Genomic DNA, 17923 nt, shown 5'->3' on the forward strand with positions numbered 1-17923 from the left:
ATATTTAAAATTACTAATAATTTTATGATAAACTTCAAAACAGCGTATCATTAATCTATGAAGAGTTTTTTTAAACGCGATGAATTGTTTTTCGTTAGGTTGTTTGCTTTCCTTGCATTTTTAATTCCGTTTATTTTATTGCCTAAAGTATGGTTTTCCAAAAGAATGTTTCCCATGATTCCTCTGTTTGAAGGCATTCCTGTTCCCAATTTTATGGTAGATTTAGTTTTGATTGTTTCTTTTTTTGCTTTCTTTTTCGTCTTTGTTTTTAAGCCTTATTGGAGATTGGGGATTCCTATAGTACTTATTTACATTTATTGGGCATTGTTGGATCAAAATAGGTTGCAGCCCTTTTATTTCGAAATTGTATTTATGGTTTTTGCTTTAATTGAGTTTAGGAATAACCCTGCCTTATCCAAACAATGTATTCTTTTAATTTTAGTGGGAACTTATTTTTGGAGCGGATTACATAAATGTAACATGGCATTTTTTGAAATATGGGGCAATGGTTTAAATAAGCGTATTCCATTTGTTCCGCTTTGGGCTAGACAGAGTTTTACTTATGCAGTGCCTTTTTTAGAGGCGTCATTTGGTGTTTTTTTAATTTTTACCAAAACACGTAAGTGGGGAATTTGGCTAATTACAATTATGCACGCTATGATTCTAACAACGTTCACCATTGGTGGCTATGGATATGCCGTGTTCCCCTTAACATTGTTTAATGTGTTTACTTTGTTTTATTTGTTTTACAATAAAGAGTTTTCAATTAATGATCTAATTAGAATAAGAAAGCCAAAGGCAATAATTCTTTTTTTAATAGCAATTGTTTTTCCTTTTTTTAATTTTTTTGGATTTTATGATCATATTCTTGGATTTAGTTATTTTTCAGCAAAACCTAAGTATTGTAGAATTCATTTTGCTAAAACCGAAAAGATAAATGATTTGCCAGATCATATTAGAATAAATGTCAGGGAGTTTAACGAGGAGTATTACATCGATCTTAATGAATGGGCTGGGAGAACTATTGGGGTAATGGTATATCCAGAAGATCGTGTTTATCAAAAAATACAAGAACATGTAAACTCGTATTTAGAAACTAGTAACTCTCATTTAGAATATTATTAATGCAGAAACCTTTTACGAGACTTTTTGGACTGGATTTTTTAAGGGCGCTAGCAATTAGTTTAGTTGTGTTATCTCATACTACCTTTTTGATGTTTCCTAATGAAAGTACTTTGATTATAGAATCAATTAGGGCTATGGGAGCCATTGGAGTCGATTTGTTTTTTGTTTTAAGTGGGTATTTGATAGGGGGTCTGTTGTTGAAATTAATAAAAAAACATCATTTTGCTTGGTCTGCACTGTTAACATTTTGGAAACGGCGCTGGATGCGAACCTTACCCAATTATTTTTTAATTTTAATACTAAACATTTTAATTGCCTATCTATTAGGACAATCACTGCCAAAATCAATTGCGCTATACCCATTGTTTTTACAAAATATAATATCGGAGCACCCCGATTTTTTTACCGAAGCATGGAGTTTGTCCATAGAGGAATATGCCTATTTACTGTTGCCTTTAATGCTGTTTTTGGTTGTTTTTTCTTTTAAAAAATCAAATCGAGAATCGCTGTTTATTAAAACCGTAGTGTTGGTTGTAATTGGGCTCGCATTTTTTAAGATAATCTATTTTTTCAATAATGAAGTGCAGAATTATAAGGATTGGAGCCTGTCTTTTAGAAAGGTTGTTATTTACAGGTTAGATAGTATTTATATTGGGTTTATTCTAGTTTATTTATTAAAAAGAAGGCCTTTTTTTTTCAATAAGTATAAGCATATTATGTTAGTTCTTGGCTTAATTATGTTTGTGCTACTTCATTTTTTTATGTACAGTTTTAATCTTTTACCCCAAACACATTTGTGGTTCTATGTGTTTTTTTACTTGTGGGGTGTTGTTTGTAGTTTAGCATTATTGTTTCCCTTTTTTGTGAACTTGCATTATAGTGGCTTGGGGAAAGGCTTTATAACATTTATTAGCACACGTTCTTATGCTATTTATTTGGTAAACTATTCCTTAATATTGTTAAATATACAGTCATTTATAGATATGTCTAAATTAGATCTGCTGGAAAAAATGGGAGTGCTTATGGCATTTTTGGGAACCACATTAGTGTTATCTAATTTAATTTATCGCTATTTTGAGTTACCCATATTAAAATTAAGAGATCGTAAATTCCCTAGATAATTTTGAAACCTTTAAAGCAACGGATTTTTGGCTTAGATGTGGTAAGGGCACTGGCAATACTAATGGTTCTGGTGTCGCATTGTAATTATTTTTTTGAGGATTATGATAACCTGTTTATCGACTCATTACAGTTGATGGGGGTTTTAGGGGTCGAAATATTTTTTGTTTTAAGTGGTTTTTTAATTGGGGGCATGCTCTTGCAGATGGTTCAATCACTACGTATGTCGTTTAATGATGTGCTTTACTTTTGGGTTAGACGATGGTTTAGGACATTGCCATTATATTTTTTAATGTTGCTAGCCAATATAGGTGTCGCTTTAATTGTGGGAGACAACTTGCCAAGTTTAATATGGAAGTATGTGTTTTTTCTCCAGAATTTTTCAAATGATTATTTACCATTTTTTCCTGAATCATGGAGCTTATCTGTTGAAGAATATGCTTATTTATTAGCCCCTTTAGTACTTTGGGGAAGCTTTAAAATGTTTAAGAATAAGAATATAAATAGAGATAATTTGTTTTTGGTGGTTTCAGCTTGTCTGGTATTAACTTTTGTATGTGCCAAAATTTTTTATCATGTATCACATATTGGCGAACCACAATCACTTAAAATATGGAATTCAAATTTAAAGGCGCTTGTTGTTTATAGATTGGATGCTATTTTTTATGGCTTTATATTGGTTTATTGTTTTAATAAATACCATGACAAAATTAAGCAAAATAAAAGAAAATTGTTTCTGTTGGGAATAGTAATGTGCTTGGTCGTTGCAGGGCTACTTCCTTTATTAGGGATTACCATCGAAGCGTACCCTGTTTACTGGAATGTATTTTATCTACCGATAATTTCGATAACAATTGGTTTAACGATTCCTTATTTGTATTTCTTCAAGGTAGAAAACGCCTATACAAAAAGAATAGTTACAAACATAAGTTTGTATTCCTATAGCATGTACCTTCTGCATTATACATTTTTACTTTACCTAATGCGCTTACTTATAAATTTTCAAGATTTAACTTTATGGTATCGCTTTATATGTGTTTTGGCTTATCTATTGCTAACCTATGTACTGTCCAGATTTGTTTACCTTTATTTCGAAAAACCAATGACTAATTTGCGAGATGCTAAACAATTGAAGAATATATTGGTTAAACACGTTGTTAATTAATTAATTTTCATAGATAAAAAATAACAAAACGTTAATTTATTTCTGTTAAAATACCCCTTTCTTAAATTAAATTCATCTTTTAACCTATATAGCTTTATTACCCTTTATAGTTGATATAAATTTTGTAATTTGCAAAACTTTTAAAAAATAGGAAATTTAAAATATATTATATGGCATTTGACATCGATATGATTAAGGGTGTATACACCAAAATGGCAGAACGTGTAGATATAGCACGTGATATTGTGGGAAAACCATTAACGTTATCTGAAAAGATTTTATATTCACATCTTTGGGATGGAAAACCTACTAAAGCACTTGTTAGAGGAAAAGATTATGTAGATTTTGCGCCAGATAGAATTGCATGTCAAGATGCGACAGCTCAAATGGCATTATTACAGTTTATGCAAGCTGGAAAAAGTAAGGTTGCTGTACCTACAACAGTACATTGCGACCATTTAATCCAAGCTAAAGAAGGTGCTGCTAAGGATTTAATACATGCTAATAATGTAAGTAGTGAAGTATTTAACTTTTTGGAGTCTGTTTCCAATAAATATGGCATCGGGTTTTGGAAACCAGGAGCAGGTATTATACACCAAGTAGTATTAGAAAATTATGCTTTTCCTGGAGGAATGATGATTGGTACAGATTCTCATACTGTTAATGCAGGTGGTTTGGGAATGGTTGCTATAGGTGTTGGTGGAGCAGACGCAGTGGATGTTATGGCAGGAATGGCTTGGGAATTGAAATTTCCGAAATTAATAGGTGTTAAATTAACAGGTAAATTATCTGGTTGGACAGCACCTAAAGATGTTATTTTAAAAGTAGCAGAAATATTAACTGTAAAAGGTGGTACAGGTGCTATTGTTGAATATTTTGGCCCTGGGGCAACGTCGATGTCATGTACAGGAAAAGGGACCATTTGTAATATGGGAGCCGAAATTGGAGCAACAACCTCTACGTTTGGCTATGATGAGTCTATGGAGCGTTATTTACGTTCTACCGATAGAGCCGATGTAGCTGATGCTGCCAATGCAATAAAAGACTATTTAACTGCTGATGCTGAAGTTTATGAAAATCCTGAGAATTATTTCGATCAAGTTATCGAAATCAATTTATCAGAATTAGGCCCTTTATTAAACGGACCATTTACTCCAGATTTATCGACGACTGTAGGTAAGGAAATGTCTGAAAAAGCAAAAGCTAACGACTGGCCATTGGCCGTAGAGTGGGGCTTGATTGGATCGTGTACCAATTCATCATATGAAGATTTATCCCGTGCCTCATCTGTAGCACAACAAGCGTTGGATAAAGGTTTGAAAATGAAAGCAGAATTAGGCATAAATCCTGGATCCGAGCAAGTAAGGTATACAGCAGAACGTGATGGTATTCTTGATGTTTTCGAAAAATTAGATGCTAAAATATTTACGAATGCTTGTGGACCATGTATTGGACAATGGGCAAGATATAGCGATCCTAAAAACGCACCAAAGAATAGTATTGTACACTCATTTAACAGAAACTTTGCTAAGCGTGCCGATGGTAACCCAAACACACATGCGTTTGTTGCGTCACCAGAATTAACAGCAGCGATTGCTATTTCTGGACGTTTGGACTTTAACCCGTTAACCGATAAGCTTATCAATGAAAAGGGAGAAGAAGTAATGTTCGATGAACCAACAGGATGGGAATTGCCGCCAAAAGGTTTTGAAGTACAAGATAATGGTTATTTAGCACCAGAAGAAGACGGGAGTAGCGTACAGGTTAATGTGGCTGAAGATTCCGAACGTTTACAGCTGTTAACCCCTTTTGAGCCTATTGGAAATACTATTACAGGAGCTAAACTATTAATTAAAGCCCTAGGAAAATGTACAACAGACCATATTAGTATGGCTGGACCTTGGTTACGTTTTAGAGGACATTTAGATAATATTGCCAATAATACATTTATTGGAGCAGTAAACGCTTTTAACGAGAAAACGAATTTTGTTAAAAATCAATTAACAGGCGAATACGGAGGCGTGCCAGATGCACAACGTGAATATAAAAAGGCAGGTGTTAAAACTGTTGTTGTTGGTGATCATAATTATGGAGAAGGTTCTTCAAGAGAGCATGCGGCCATGCAGCCAAGACATTTAGGTGTTGCCGCAGTGATCGTAAAATCGTTTGCCCGTATACACGAAACAAACCTTAAAAAGCAAGGTATGCTAGGTTTAACCTTTGCAAATGAAAATGATTATGATTTAATTCAGGAAGACGATACCTTTAACTTTTTAGATTTAAATGAATTTGCTCCAGGTAAGCAACTAACCATTGAAGTGGTACATGCCGACGGAAGCAAAGATATTGTTAAAGCAAATCACACTTATAACGAAGCTCAAATTGAGTGGTTTAATGCTGGTTCTGCCCTTAACTTAATAAAACTTCAAAATGCTTAGTAATTGCACTTGCATTTAATGATAAAAAAATCCAGCTAGAAACAGCTGGATTTTTTGTTTTATGCCAATGTTAAAATCAATATAATTGTATTTTTACTAAAATTTGATATATGAATTCCAGAGCAGATCAATTAAAGGCTTTCGATAGATTATTAACCATCATGGATGAATTGCGTGAGCAGTGTCCCTGGGATAAGAAGCAAACAATGGAAAGTTTGCGACACCTTACCATAGAGGAAACCTACGAACTTGGTGATGCTATTTTGGACAACGATTTACAAGAAGTAAAAAAGGAACTTGGAGATGTTTTACTCCATATTGTTTTCTACGCTAAAATTGGAAGCGAAACAAAGACTTTTGATATTGCCGATGTGTGTAATGGTATTTGTGAAAAGTTAATAAGCAGGCATCCCCATATCTATGGAGATGTTACGGTTAACAACGAAGAAGATGTTAAGCGTAATTGGGAAAAATTAAAGCTAAAAGAAGGGAAAAAGAGTGTTTTGGAGGGCGTTCCAACTAGTCTCCCAGCACTGGTAAAGGCAAATAGAATTCAGGAGAAAGTTGCAGGAGTAGGTTTCGATTGGGAGGCACCACATCAAGTTTGGGAAAAGGTAGAAGAAGAGCTCAGTGAATTAAAAGAAGAGGTTAAAGTTGGTAATGCAGACCGTATGGAAAGCGAATTTGGAGATGTGCTATTTTCAATGGTAAACTATGCTCGATTTTTAAATATAAACCCAGAGAATGCTTTAGAGCGTACAAATAAGAAATTCTCTAAGAGATTTCAATACCTCGAAGCTAAAGCTAAAAACTTAAATAAACCATTAAAGGATATGACCCTTGCCGAGATGGATGTGTTTTGGGAAGAAGCTAAAAAACTTTAATAGGCTTTGAAAAAATAGTTTTTGAGTGGTTGTAATTTTATCATATTTATAAATAGTATCCCACTATTATTTTAATAGTTTAAAATCAAAAATATTGCAATAAACAACGATTCTAATATTTTTATAAACAACTATCTTTGCAGCCAATTATTAAAATCAAGGCTTCAAAAATGGCTAAAACAATAAAACATTCAGAGTTTGTACTTATAGGTGGAGGTATAATGAGTGCTACTTTAGCAATATTGCTTTTTGAAAAATTTCCCGGAAAAAAAATCACTATCATTGAAAAGCTTCCAAAAATGGCGGAGGAAAGTTCGGAAGCGTGGAATAATGCTGGAACTGGACATGCGGGTAATTGTGAGTTAAACTATACACCAGAAAAAAAGGGGACAATAGATCCCCAAAAGGCTATTACAATTGCTGAGCAATTTCAGGAAACTCTTGGTTTTTGGAGGGATTGTGCTGAAAAAGGCTATATTAACAATATTTCTAAATGTATACATTCCGTCCCCCATATTAGCTTTGTTCAAGGGAAAAAGGATATCGCCTTTTTAGAAAAAAGATGGCAGGTTTTAAAAGAGATTTCCCATTTTAAGGATATGATTTTCTCTAAGGACGTTGAAGAAATAAAGCAGTGGGTTCCATTGATGATGGACGGGCGATCGGGTAAAGCGAAAGATGTGGCAGCTACATACTTTGAGGACGGTTATGATGTTAATTTTGGAGAAATTGCCGATCAAATTTTTCGTTTTTTGGCGAAGCAAGATAATGTACAATTGCTAAACCACAGTAATGTTTACAATTTACAGCAAACAAACAATAAGCGTTGGTTGTTAAGTGTTAAGGGACAGAATGTAGGTAGGCATTGGAAATTGGTTACAAACTATCTTTTCATAGGAGCCGGTGGAGGTACTTTGCCATTACTGGAAAAATCGAATATAAAAGAAGCCAAAGGTTATGGCGGTTTTCCTATAAGCGGTTTATGGCTGCGTTGTACAAATCCAGAAATCATTGAAAAACATGAGGCTAAGGTATATGGAAAAGCCAAAAAAGGGTCGCCTCCAATGTCGGTGCCGCACATGGATACCCGCATGATCAATGGACGAAAGGAATTACTGTTTGGTCCCTTTGCGGGCTTCACTACCAAGTTTTTAAAACATGGTTCCATGTTTGATTTACCACGGTCCGTTGAGTTCGATAATATTATGAGCCTTTTAGGGGCAGGGTACCAAAACTTACCATTAGTTAAGTACCTTGTTAAGCAGGTGAGCTTGAGTTTTAAAGACCGTATGGAGATGTTACGTGAATTTTATCCAGAGGCTAATGATGATGATTGGAAAATGGTAGTGGCTGGACAGCGCGTACAAATTATTAAACGGAATAAAAAAGGGTTTGGTAAGTTGGAATTTGGTACGGAAATCATAGTGTCTAAAGATAAAACAATTGCAGCACTTTTAGGAGCTTCACCAGGAGCCTCTACTTCGTATTCCGTAATGAAAAATGTTCTTGAAAAATGTTTTTAATCAAAAAGAATTCCTCGAGGCTCTCCCTCAGAGTTTCCAGTGAACTTGTCATTCTGGCGGAGGGAATCCAAATAAAAGCGGTTGGCGTTTAAATCAACCGCTTTTGATGGCTGTATATTTTAATAAAGTTCCTTTATTTTTTTTAGTTTAGATTTCCAAAGTTTTAAGGATTCTTTGTGCGCTTTAATATTGTTAAGTACTTCCTTAACGAGAGGATTATCGTCATCAACGTTTGTGAAAAACTGTAAATTGTTCTCTAATTGATTGATTTGATTTTTTGTTTCGTCAATTTTTTTGCGAATAAAAGAACGTTCGTTATCTAAGTTGCTAGTGTCATCAGAATCTCCGCTATTTAAGTTCTCTAATTTGTTTTCAAACTTGATCATTTCAATTTCATTCTTACCCATTTTTAAACTGGATAACAATTCATCTATAGCTTTATTAAATTTACCTTCGATATAACGTTTGTCGTTTGGTACTCTGCCTAAATCTTTCCATTGATTTATATAGGTTTTTATTGTATCCAAATCTGCAGATCTATCACCAGATAATTTTAAGTTTTTTAAGATATCTAAAAGCTCATGCTTTTTATTAAAGGCTTCTAGGTGTTCCTTACTGGCAGCATTTTTAATGGCATGTAACCTGTCGAAGTAATGGTTGCAGGCAGTTTTAAATTGTTTCCAAATTTTATCACTGTCTTTACGAGGTACATGACCAATTTTTTTCCAATCACTTTGGATTTTTTTCATCAAAGAGGTGGTTACCTCAAAGTCTTCACTGTCTTTATTGTCCTCTGCTATTTTAACAAGTTCTAATTTCTTTTGAAGATTGTTGTATTGTTCCTTTTTTAAGTTCTTATAAAAAGCATTTTTCTGGCGGTTAAAACGTCTTACAGCATCTTTAAATTTTGCCCAAGTACTTTCGTTTACTTTTAAAGGTACTTTTCCCGCATTGAAAAAGTCGTTTCGTAAACTTTCAACTTCCTTAATTTTCTTTTGCCAACCATTATGGGAGCTAGCTCCTTGCTCATTTATGGCTTCTATACCGGCAATGATTTCGAGTTTTTTATCGAGATTTTTTTCATAAACTTTATCAAGATCTTGATAGTATACTTGCCGTTTGTCGTTAATGACCTTTGTTGCCGTTTTAAAGCGTTGCCAGATGGTTTCACGATGTTCTTTGCTTACTGGTCCTAACTCCTCTTTCCACATTTTGTGAAGCTCTTGTAGCTCTCTAAAGGCGCGTAATACATTGTCGTCTTTGGCCAATTCTTCGGCACGCTCAATGATTTTAAGTTTTTTATCTAAATTGTGCTTAAAGTCTAGATCCCTTAAATCACGATTTAAATGTAAGAAATCGTAAAACATTTCTACATGATGGTGGTAGCTATTCCATGCATTGTTGTATTTGTCTCTTGGAATAGGGCCTGTATTTCTCCAACGTTCTTGTAGCTCTTTAAAATGCTTATATGTAGTGTTTATGTTTTCTTCAACGTTGATAAGCCCCTTGAGTTCTTCAATAATTTCAAGTTTAGTTGCTAAATTTTGTTTTAGGTTTTTCTCTATGTTCTTATAGTGCTCATTAAGTTTAGCACGGTAATTTCTATAGGCTTCTTTATAACGTTTTTGGATAGGAGATGAATAGTAGAAATCAATTTCGTTCCCACCGTCATTTAAAAATTCTTCTTTTTTTTCATCGAGCAGTGCCTGAAATTTAGTTTTAAATTCAGAGTTTATACTCTCGACATGCGATTTTATAGCTTGTACTTTTTCTTTTTTTAGAAGGTGTTCAAGTTCTATAGCTAGGGATTCAAGAGACATTTTGTCGTATTCCTTAACCTCAATAGTATGGCGCTCTTTATTGCCTTCATCTTCAGCGTCTTCGGCATTCGATTCATCTATTTCATTGAGAACTTCATCGTGTCCTTCTTCTTCTTCTTCTTCTTCCTCTTTTTCTTTATCTGTGTTATTGGAAGTTGCGGTTTTATCAGAAGTGTTTGGTGTGGAATCTGTCTGAGTAGTATGGGCAGAAGTATTGTTTTCAGTTACAGTTTCAAGATTGTTATCTTCAACTATATCTATTTCTGCGTCCTTCTTTTCAACTTGGGAAGTATTCGTCACATCGTCATTATTAGATGGATTTGCAGGGGTATTAACGCTTTCGTTTTCTTCTGCTTTTTGCGTATTGTTTATCTCAGACATTTTAAAAATGTTTAGGTTCGTTAAATTTCTTTAAAGCTTAAATATACTAACAACTCTATATATTTACAAAGGAGTAGCTATGTTTTAATAATTAATTTATTTGTTTTAATTAGGAATTCCATATAGACCAAGCTTTTTCGGCCTGAAATTGTAACATGGATAAGCCGTTAACGGTTGTGGCGCATTGCGCTTTTCCAAGTTTAAGAAATTTAGTCTCTTCTGGATTGTAAATTAAATCGAATAATATGTGTTTGTCGGTAATGGCATCGTATGGAATATCCGGGCAATTATCAATATTTGGGAAGGTACCTAAAGGTGTACAGTTTATAATGAGTTGATGTGATTTAATATCATTTTCTGTCAATGAAGCATACGTGAAATCTATTCCTTTTGAAGCTTTTCTGGAAACATAGCTAGTATGTATGCCCAGTTTTTTAAGACTGTAGGCAATAGCCTTACTAGCGCCACCTGTACCTAATATTAAGGCATTTTTATGGTGTGGCTTTAAAAAGGGTTTTAGAGATTTTTTAAATCCGTAGCAATCGGTGTTGTAGCCAATTAGTTTTCCTTTTTTTGTGATCTTAATTGTGTTTACTGCACCAATGGCCTTTGCTTTTTTGTTTACTTTGTCTAGATAGGGTATGACTTGTTCTTTATAGGGGATGGTTACATTTAGACCTTTTAATCCTTCTGTATTTTTAATTATTTCAGGAAATAAGTCGATCGATTCTATATCGAAATTCTCGTAGGTTGTATTTGTTATTTGTTCTTCTTCAAACTTTAGTTTAAAATATGTTTTTGAAAATGAATATGAAATATTCTTACCTAATAGACCTAATTTTTTAATCATGTATTTTTCTGGTTTTTTGTCCATAAATTTCAAGTGCTAGCACAATGGCTATTCCCAGTATTATAAAGCCGATGGCGTAATAGGTTTCTGCATGTAATTCTGGGATATACCGCTTGTAGTTCGCTATTATTTTTTCTCCTGTAGAATCCAGTAGAAAGCTACCGTTAGCTTGTACTTTATAAATTGTTTTTTTCCAAGGCCATACTACGCCTAAAGAGCCTATAATAAAACCTATGATAACAGATAGCGTAATACTTTTATAGTGTTTTAAAATGTAATTTAACAGATGGGAAAAAGTTACTAGCCCAGTAACCGATCCTAATGTGAAAACAGCCAAAACTTTAAGCATTCGCATGCGTTCCACTTTGTCAATGAAACTAAAATCGCCTTTAATGATTTCGTAAAATGTATCGTACAGAGCATTAACGGAATCAACCAAAAGAAGGACATAGTTTCCAAGAAGGATTAAAATAAAAGAACCTGAAAAGCCAGGAAGGGTCATGCCCGATACACTTATGATTCCACAAAAAAAAACAAACCACAAATTGTCATTCTCTTTAGCTGGATTCAAAAAGCTAATGCTTACACCAATTATGATACCTATTGCCAAAGACGTATATGTTTTATAGTTCCAATCCCTAAAATCTTTATTTATATAATAGATAGAACCAATGATCATCCCAAAAAACACACTCCATACATAGAGTTCGTAATGCTTGATAAGGTAATCTAAAACCTTGGATACACTAAAGTAGCTTACAACCATACCAAAAAGGAGTAAGCTTAAAAAGCGACCATTAATATAGTTGTAAAAGCTTTTAAACCTTCCGTTTATGAGTAGTTTAAAGGCTTTTCTGTTTATTTTTTGTAGCGAATAAATAAATTCTTCATAAAAACCGGCAACAAAAGCAACAACACCGCCAGAAACACCGGGAACCTTATTGGCCGCTCCCATGCCTAACCCTTTGAGAATTAGAAATATTCTATCGGTAAATGTTCTGGTACTTTGCATTGTTATTTTTTAGATCCTAATTTTTCAAGAATAAAAATAGTTAAAAATCCTAGAATCATTAAGGTTATAGCGAATCCAATTTGGTGCTCTCCACTAAAAGTATAAGGTGATACACTTTCTTGTAGGAGAGGTGTTTTTACACCTTTTGTGTTGGTGTGCCAAGCAATGGTTTCCTTCCAGGGCCAAACTTTATTTAAGGATCCAAATATGAAACCTGTAAGTAAAGCCAATGTAATATTATGGTAATGCTTGAAAAGCCATTTTAAAATATGACTAAAACTGAGCAAGCCAAAAACTGCACCAGCAATGAAAATGAATAATTTTTTTATGTCAAAATCATGAATGGCATCACTTAGTGTTTTGTATGCCCCAAGAATGATAAGGATGAAAGATCCTGAAATACCGGGTAATATCATAGCACAAATAGCAATTGCTCCGGCAAAAAACAGGAACGAACCATTGGTACTCTCACTAATTATAGGAAGAGCACTAATATAGTAAGCAAGAGCACTACCAATAACCAATGCTATTACAGTGCGGATATTCCACTTGGTAATTTGTTTGCCAACATAATAAATACTGGCGATAATAAGACCAAAAAAGAAAGACCAAATTAGGACGGGGTGGTATTCTAATAAATATTTAGCTATTCTCATAAAAGAAACATAGCTAATAATAATTCCAATTAGAAGTGCTGCAATAAAGTTTCCATTTAACTGTGCCCAAAATGGTTTAATACCTTTACTGAACAGTGTTTTAAAAAGTGAGGCGTTTACATTGCTAATAGTTTCAATGAGTTCTTCGTAGATACCTGATATAAAAGCGATTGTTCCTCCTGAGACACCTGGAACAGCATCGGCAGCACCCATGGCTAGACCTTTTAAAGTAATGGTTAAGTAGTTGGATAAACGTCGTTGCATATTTTGATTTTAACAAAAAATCAAAGGTATGCATTTTAATGAAACGTTAGCTTATAGATTCGCTTTTAGTAAGTTTTTTACAAGCTTTTTATTGGAGACTTTCGGAAAGAGTTCGTCGATAATAAAGCTGTATTCTTTATTGTAGTCGAGTCCATTTTTTAAGTGGAATGTGCCCTTGTCAATTTCATTTAGCGATAAGTATAAGCCGGCCAAACGAAATTCCAATTCAGCATTTTCGGGATAAAACTCAACAGCTTGTTCAAAGTTGTAAATAGCGGCTTCGGGTTCTCCTAGTTTAATTAATAAATCGCCCCTAGATAGCCAAGTGCTTAATTCGTAATTCCCTAGCTCTAATGTTTTTTTGTACCCACGTTCGGCTTCTTCATAATAGTTTAACCTGTGGTTTATTTGTGAGTATAATTTCCAATAGATAACATTTTCGGTATCTATGTTAATAGCCTTGTTGATATAGTATAGCGCTTTTTTATAATTCTTTTTTCGATTATAAAACTTGGTAATGGCTATCCAACCTTTATCTAATAAAGGATCTTCGTGAACTGTTTTGTAAAAATATTGAACTGCTAAATCGTCTTTTTTTAACTTTTCATAGCAATGTCCTATACGTAGCAGTGCGAAGGATGTTGGGTCATCTAATTTTAGGGTGATGCTATAGTTTTCAATAGCCTCTTCAAAGCGGCTCAATTTTTCAAGTACTTTACCGCGTTCAAGGTACGCGCCTACAAAGGTGTCGTCCGAGATAATGGCAAAATCGAAGGCAGCTAACGATTTTTTATAGTTTTTTAAGTTGTAATACTGCTTGCCAAGTTGGTGCCAAGCAACTTCACTGTAAGGGTTTTTATCTAAAAAGATGTTGAGATAACTAATTGCTTCATTACTTTGATCTAAATATTCAAAGCAGTAAATAATATTATATAGTGCAGAATAATCCTCTATGTCTTCTTCTAAGCACTTCATAAAGGCCGTTTTGGCTTCCTCAAATTGATCTAGAAATAGGTATTCCATACCAATCAAAGAATAAAGGTCGGCAACATCGTCAGTTAATTCCAGCGCTTTTTTAAGTACATTAATAGCCTGTTGGTGCTCATCTTTTTTCGATAGTATATTGGCTTTTTGAATAAAGATTTCTTCGTTGGATGGATCTAAACTATAAAGTTGGTTTAGTAAAGTATCAGCTTCAATAAGCTTATTTTCAAAAACATATACTTCAACTTTAAAAAGTCTTAGGTTAATAGATGTGGGATGTTGGTCTAGACCTAACTTAATGGCTTTTTTGGCTAACGCTATCTTACCTTGATTTAAGTAGTGATGTATTATGTTCTCAAACTCTTCTGAATCGAAAAACAAAACGTGGTTCGTTTTTAACATCGATTCAAACTTAGTAAGCGGTAAATTGTTATTGTCTTCGGGACTAAACTCCATAGGCACAATCGTATGTTTCTACCCTAATAAATTTAAGGTTCTAAAGCTTTTTTTTGGAAGAATTACTCAAATGTTTTTAACAAAGTAATGAACAAGTACTGTTTTTACTTTTAAAATTGTTTGTTTTATATTGATAGTTAGTGTGTTACGTGTTTTTATTGCTTTTGGGTTATCTCATCTAGTATAGCAATAATGATGCCACAACCCTTAATAATTTCGTCGTTTGAGATGGTTAGAGGTGGGGTGATTCTTACTGCTTTAGGTTCGAAGAGCAACCAAAATAGTATCAATCCTTTAGTTTGAGCATTAAGAATTAAGTTATTTGCAATAGTATCCGATGGCATAATAAGAGCCAACATTAATCCTTTTCCTCGTATTTCTTTAATAAGCGGGTGTGCTAAATGTTTACGAATTAGCGTTTCTTTTTCCAGGGTTTGCTGCATTAAGTTACTGGTTAGGACTTCTTGAAGCGTGGCGTACGCAGCAGCTGCAATAAGCGGATGCCCCCCAAAAGTTGTAATATGCCCCAGTTTTGGTTGGTCTTGAAGCAAATTCATAAGTTTGCTCGAAGCTGTAAAGGCGCCAATTGGTAATCCACCCCCTAAGCCTTTACCACTAACTAAAATATCAGGAATACAGTTATAGTGTTCAAAACCAAAGAGTTTTCCTGTGCGACCAATACCTGGTTGTATCTCGTCCAAAATTAGTAAGGCCCCAACTTTAGAGCATTGTTTTTTTACCTTTTCTAAATAGCCATTTTTTGGTTCAATAAAGCCTGCACCCCCTTGAATGGTTTCTAAAATAACACAAGCAGTTTGGGTTGTAATGTGTTTTAAATCGTCTGTGTCATTAAACGAGATGAAGCGTGTATTGGGTATTAACGGTCTAAATGCTTGTTTGCGCTCTTCAAATCCCATAACGCTCATAGCGCCCATGGTATTGCCATGATATGCTTTATGTGCTGCAATGACCTCACTTCTTCCTGTAGCCCGTTTAGCGAGTTTTAAAGCACCTTCTATGGCTTCGGTACCAGAATTAGTTAAGTAGGTTTTTTCTAAAGGCTCTGGTAAGTTTTTAGCTAATAGTTTAGTGAGCTGTACAGCCGTTTTCTGGATGTACTCGCCATATACCATTACATGCAAATATTTATCTGCTTGTTCCTTTATTGCCTTGTTTACTTTCGGGTGTTTGTGTCCCAAAGTACAGGCAGAAACACCCGCAACAAAGTCTAAATAAGCTTTGTTCTTGGTGTCGTATATGTACGCCCCTTCAGCATGGGAGATTTCCAGGGCAAGGGGATGGGGTGATGTTTGCGCTTGGTATTTAAAAAAATCTGAGGTCATGACTATTTGCCCGTTTTGTTTTTTAAGGAGTCTTTAGCCTTTTGTTGGTCTTTAACATGTTGTGGTAGCCTTCTGGAAGCCTTAGGATCTTCATCTTCTTTGGTTTTAGCTTCGCTATCGGCTTTTTCCATACGTTCTAGCATCGCGTCATCAAAAAAGTCTTCTTGTGGCACATAATCATCTAAACCTTTTATTTTAGGAAGGTTTAATGGTGGATCGTCTTTAAATAAATCGTCGACACTTTTTGGACGTTCTTCTTCACGCCAATCAAAATCTTTTAGTCGTTTGTCCCTTTCTGGATATTTAGACTCAGGGAACAGACTTCCGTCAATTTGATTTAGTCTCGTATATTCCTCAATATCACCTTCAGAAAACAGCATATAAATACTTCCCGATTTGGCTTTGTCTATTCCTATTAATTCTTGTTTTTCATTTCGTGTGTAAAAGATAGACTCTGCATTTTTATTAATATTTACTTGGTGCAACGTGTTTTCTTCATTGAATAGCCCAACCAAGCGTAAACCTTTTATTTGGTTATAGCCGTCGTCGCTGAGTGTATCTTTACTTATAATAAAGGCGTTATTAAAAACAATAAGGGAATCTAGCTTTTCCGTTTTGGTATTCGATATTAAATGAATGGTATCGCCAGTCATTTGGTTTTCTATGTTCCAAAGAATAGGTTTACGTTTGGTAGAAAAGGCATCATTCGTGCCTGAACGAGAGATGTTTATTAACTGCATTAAACCAGTTTGTTGGTTAAAGTGTATGGAATCTGCTTTGCCGCTTAAATCTGATTTATAAATTTTTACATTTCTAAAGGCTCTGGTAATACGTTTTTCGGGTTTACCGGTAACCATTAAGGTGTCGCCGTGTATGTAAATGGAATCTTTTTCTTGTACACTAATTGCTAAGGCTCTTTTCGTAATGAAAACAGAGTCTTTTTCCTTAAAAACCTCCGCATAATGACCTTTTATAATACTATTGTTTACGGTGTCTGTAACGGTAATGTTGTTGGTAGCGGAAGCAAAACTTTTGGTATTGTCAAAATATAAGCTATCGCCTTCTACGGTACGGTTGTCGTAATCTATCCTGGCTTTTTTAATGGCATAGCCTATTTTGGTTTTGGTGTCGTAAAATCCTTTTTCGCAGTAGGTAACGCTTTCTTTTGTTGTTATGGTTGATGGGCCGTATAAATATGCGTGACCAGTATCGGAATAAAAGTCGAAAAAGTTTGATTTTACTGTAGCTTCTTCATTAACGAGTACCACATCGGTAACAAACTGGTATTTTTTTTGGTTCATATAATAGCGCCCTATCCTGCTAGTAATGGTTCCAGAAGAGTCTTTTACTACTTTGCCTCCAGTTCTATAGTAGGCTTGTTGTTTTGCACGGTCAAAATACAGCGTGTCCGATGTTACGGTAGAATTAGGATCCTTTAGTACTACTTCGCCACTAGCATAGGCTAATAAAGATTTACCACTGTATTCAATATATTTAGAGGTCATGGTTATGGTGTCTCCTTCAATCATTTTTACATTGCCATAGGCTTCTATAAACTTTTCTGTATCATAATGGATGGCCTTGTCACACCATAAATCGATGCTTCCATGGACAATATGAACTTGTTGTGAGTCGTCGCGAGTAAAAATCTTAGCTCCTGGATAGTTTTCTTCATCGTAAGTTAAAAAACCCGAATACGGGATTTCAATGACTTTCTTTTCCTGTGCGCCAAGACCAAATGAAATGGTTAGACAAATAGCTGTTAGAATGTAAAAGCGATATGGTATTCTCAAAGTATAAGTGTTTGTGGCAAAAATAACGATAATAATATATTATAATTGTATGGTAACAAAAAACGCTCCAAAATATTTTGGAGCGTTAAATATATCATTATTGGTTTAGT

The 17923-nt window shown here is 34.5% G+C and carries 13 protein-coding genes; 6 read left to right on the plus strand and 7 right to left on the minus strand.

All coding sequences use genetic code 11. The features are described from left to right. The first annotated feature begins 57 nt into the window (after window positions 1-57). The 6 genes from JF259_RS09575 to mqo all read left to right on the plus strand — a co-directional run bounded on the left by JF259_RS09575 (window position 58) and on the right by mqo (window position 8254). Window positions 58-1125 carry a MauE/DoxX family redox-associated membrane protein gene (locus tag JF259_RS09575; RefSeq protein WP_199115091.1) on the plus strand — a complete coding sequence of 356 codons (1068 nt, stop codon included), beginning with the start codon at window positions 58-60 and terminating at the stop codon, window positions 1123-1125. Then, on the plus strand, window positions 1125-2246 hold the full coding sequence (locus tag JF259_RS09580) for an acyltransferase family protein (RefSeq protein ID WP_199115092.1): 1122 nt from the start codon (window positions 1125-1127) through the stop codon (window positions 2244-2246). The genes JF259_RS09575 and JF259_RS09580 overlap by 1 nt, the downstream gene beginning before the upstream one ends. A gap of 2 nt (window positions 2247-2248) precedes the next feature. Then, complete coding sequence (locus tag JF259_RS09585; RefSeq protein ID WP_199115093.1) at window positions 2249-3409, plus strand: acyltransferase family protein; 1161 nt, start codon at window positions 2249-2251, stop codon at window positions 3407-3409. Window positions 3410-3579: 170 nt separating this feature from the next. Continuing rightward, window positions 3580-5847, plus strand: a complete 2268-nt coding sequence (locus tag JF259_RS09590; protein ID WP_199115094.1) for an aconitate hydratase — start codon at window positions 3580-3582, stop codon at window positions 5845-5847. A gap of 110 nt (window positions 5848-5957) precedes the next feature. Then, window positions 5958-6731 (plus strand): nucleoside triphosphate pyrophosphohydrolase, encoded by a 774-nt coding sequence (gene mazG / locus JF259_RS09595; RefSeq protein ID WP_199115095.1) that lies wholly within the window; start codon window positions 5958-5960, stop codon window positions 6729-6731. 170 nt (window positions 6732-6901) lie between these two features. Next, on the plus strand, window positions 6902-8254 hold the full coding sequence (gene mqo, locus JF259_RS09600) for a malate dehydrogenase (quinone) (protein WP_199115096.1): 1353 nt from the start codon (window positions 6902-6904) through the stop codon (window positions 8252-8254). Window positions 8255-8373: 119 nt separating this feature from the next. On the opposite strand, the gene JF259_RS09605 is transcribed toward mqo, so the two are convergent. The 7 genes from JF259_RS09605 to JF259_RS09635 all read right to left on the minus strand — a co-directional run bounded on the left by JF259_RS09605 (window position 8374) and on the right by JF259_RS09635 (window position 17813). Beyond that, on the minus strand, window positions 8374-10455 hold the full coding sequence (locus JF259_RS09605) for a DUF349 domain-containing protein (RefSeq protein WP_199115097.1): 2082 nt from the start codon (window positions 10453-10455) through the stop codon (window positions 8374-8376). 109 nt (window positions 10456-10564) lie between these two features. Then, window positions 10565-11305: a shikimate dehydrogenase family protein gene (locus JF259_RS09610; RefSeq protein ID WP_199115098.1), complete on the minus strand. Its 741-nt coding sequence runs from the start codon at window positions 11303-11305 to the stop codon at window positions 10565-10567. Next, window positions 11298-12317 carry a DUF368 domain-containing protein gene (locus JF259_RS09615; RefSeq protein ID WP_199115099.1) on the minus strand — a complete coding sequence of 340 codons (1020 nt, stop codon included), beginning with the start codon at window positions 12315-12317 and terminating at the stop codon, window positions 11298-11300. Before JF259_RS09615 ends, JF259_RS09610 begins: the two co-directional genes overlap by 8 nt. 2 nt (window positions 12318-12319) lie before the next feature. Continuing rightward, window positions 12320-13237, minus strand: coding sequence for a DUF368 domain-containing protein (locus JF259_RS09620; RefSeq protein WP_199115100.1), 918 nt, complete (start codon window positions 13235-13237; stop codon window positions 12320-12322). Window positions 13238-13288: 51 nt separating this feature from the next. Then, window positions 13289-14677, minus strand: a complete 1389-nt coding sequence (locus JF259_RS09625) for a tetratricopeptide repeat protein (protein WP_199115101.1) — start codon at window positions 14675-14677, stop codon at window positions 13289-13291. Window positions 14678-14832: 155 nt separating this feature from the next. Continuing rightward, entirely contained in the window at window positions 14833-16020 is a 1188-nt protein-coding gene (locus JF259_RS09630) for an aspartate aminotransferase family protein (protein ID WP_199115102.1), read from the minus strand. Window positions 16021-16022: 2 nt separating this feature from the next. Continuing rightward, window positions 16023-17813, minus strand: a complete 1791-nt coding sequence (locus tag JF259_RS09635; RefSeq protein WP_233164202.1) for an OstA-like protein — start codon at window positions 17811-17813, stop codon at window positions 16023-16025. Window positions 17814-17923 lie beyond the last annotated feature (110 nt).

The organism is Snuella sedimenti (assembly GCF_016428595.1).
Classification (GTDB): domain Bacteria; phylum Bacteroidota; class Bacteroidia; order Flavobacteriales; family Flavobacteriaceae; genus Snuella; species Snuella sedimenti.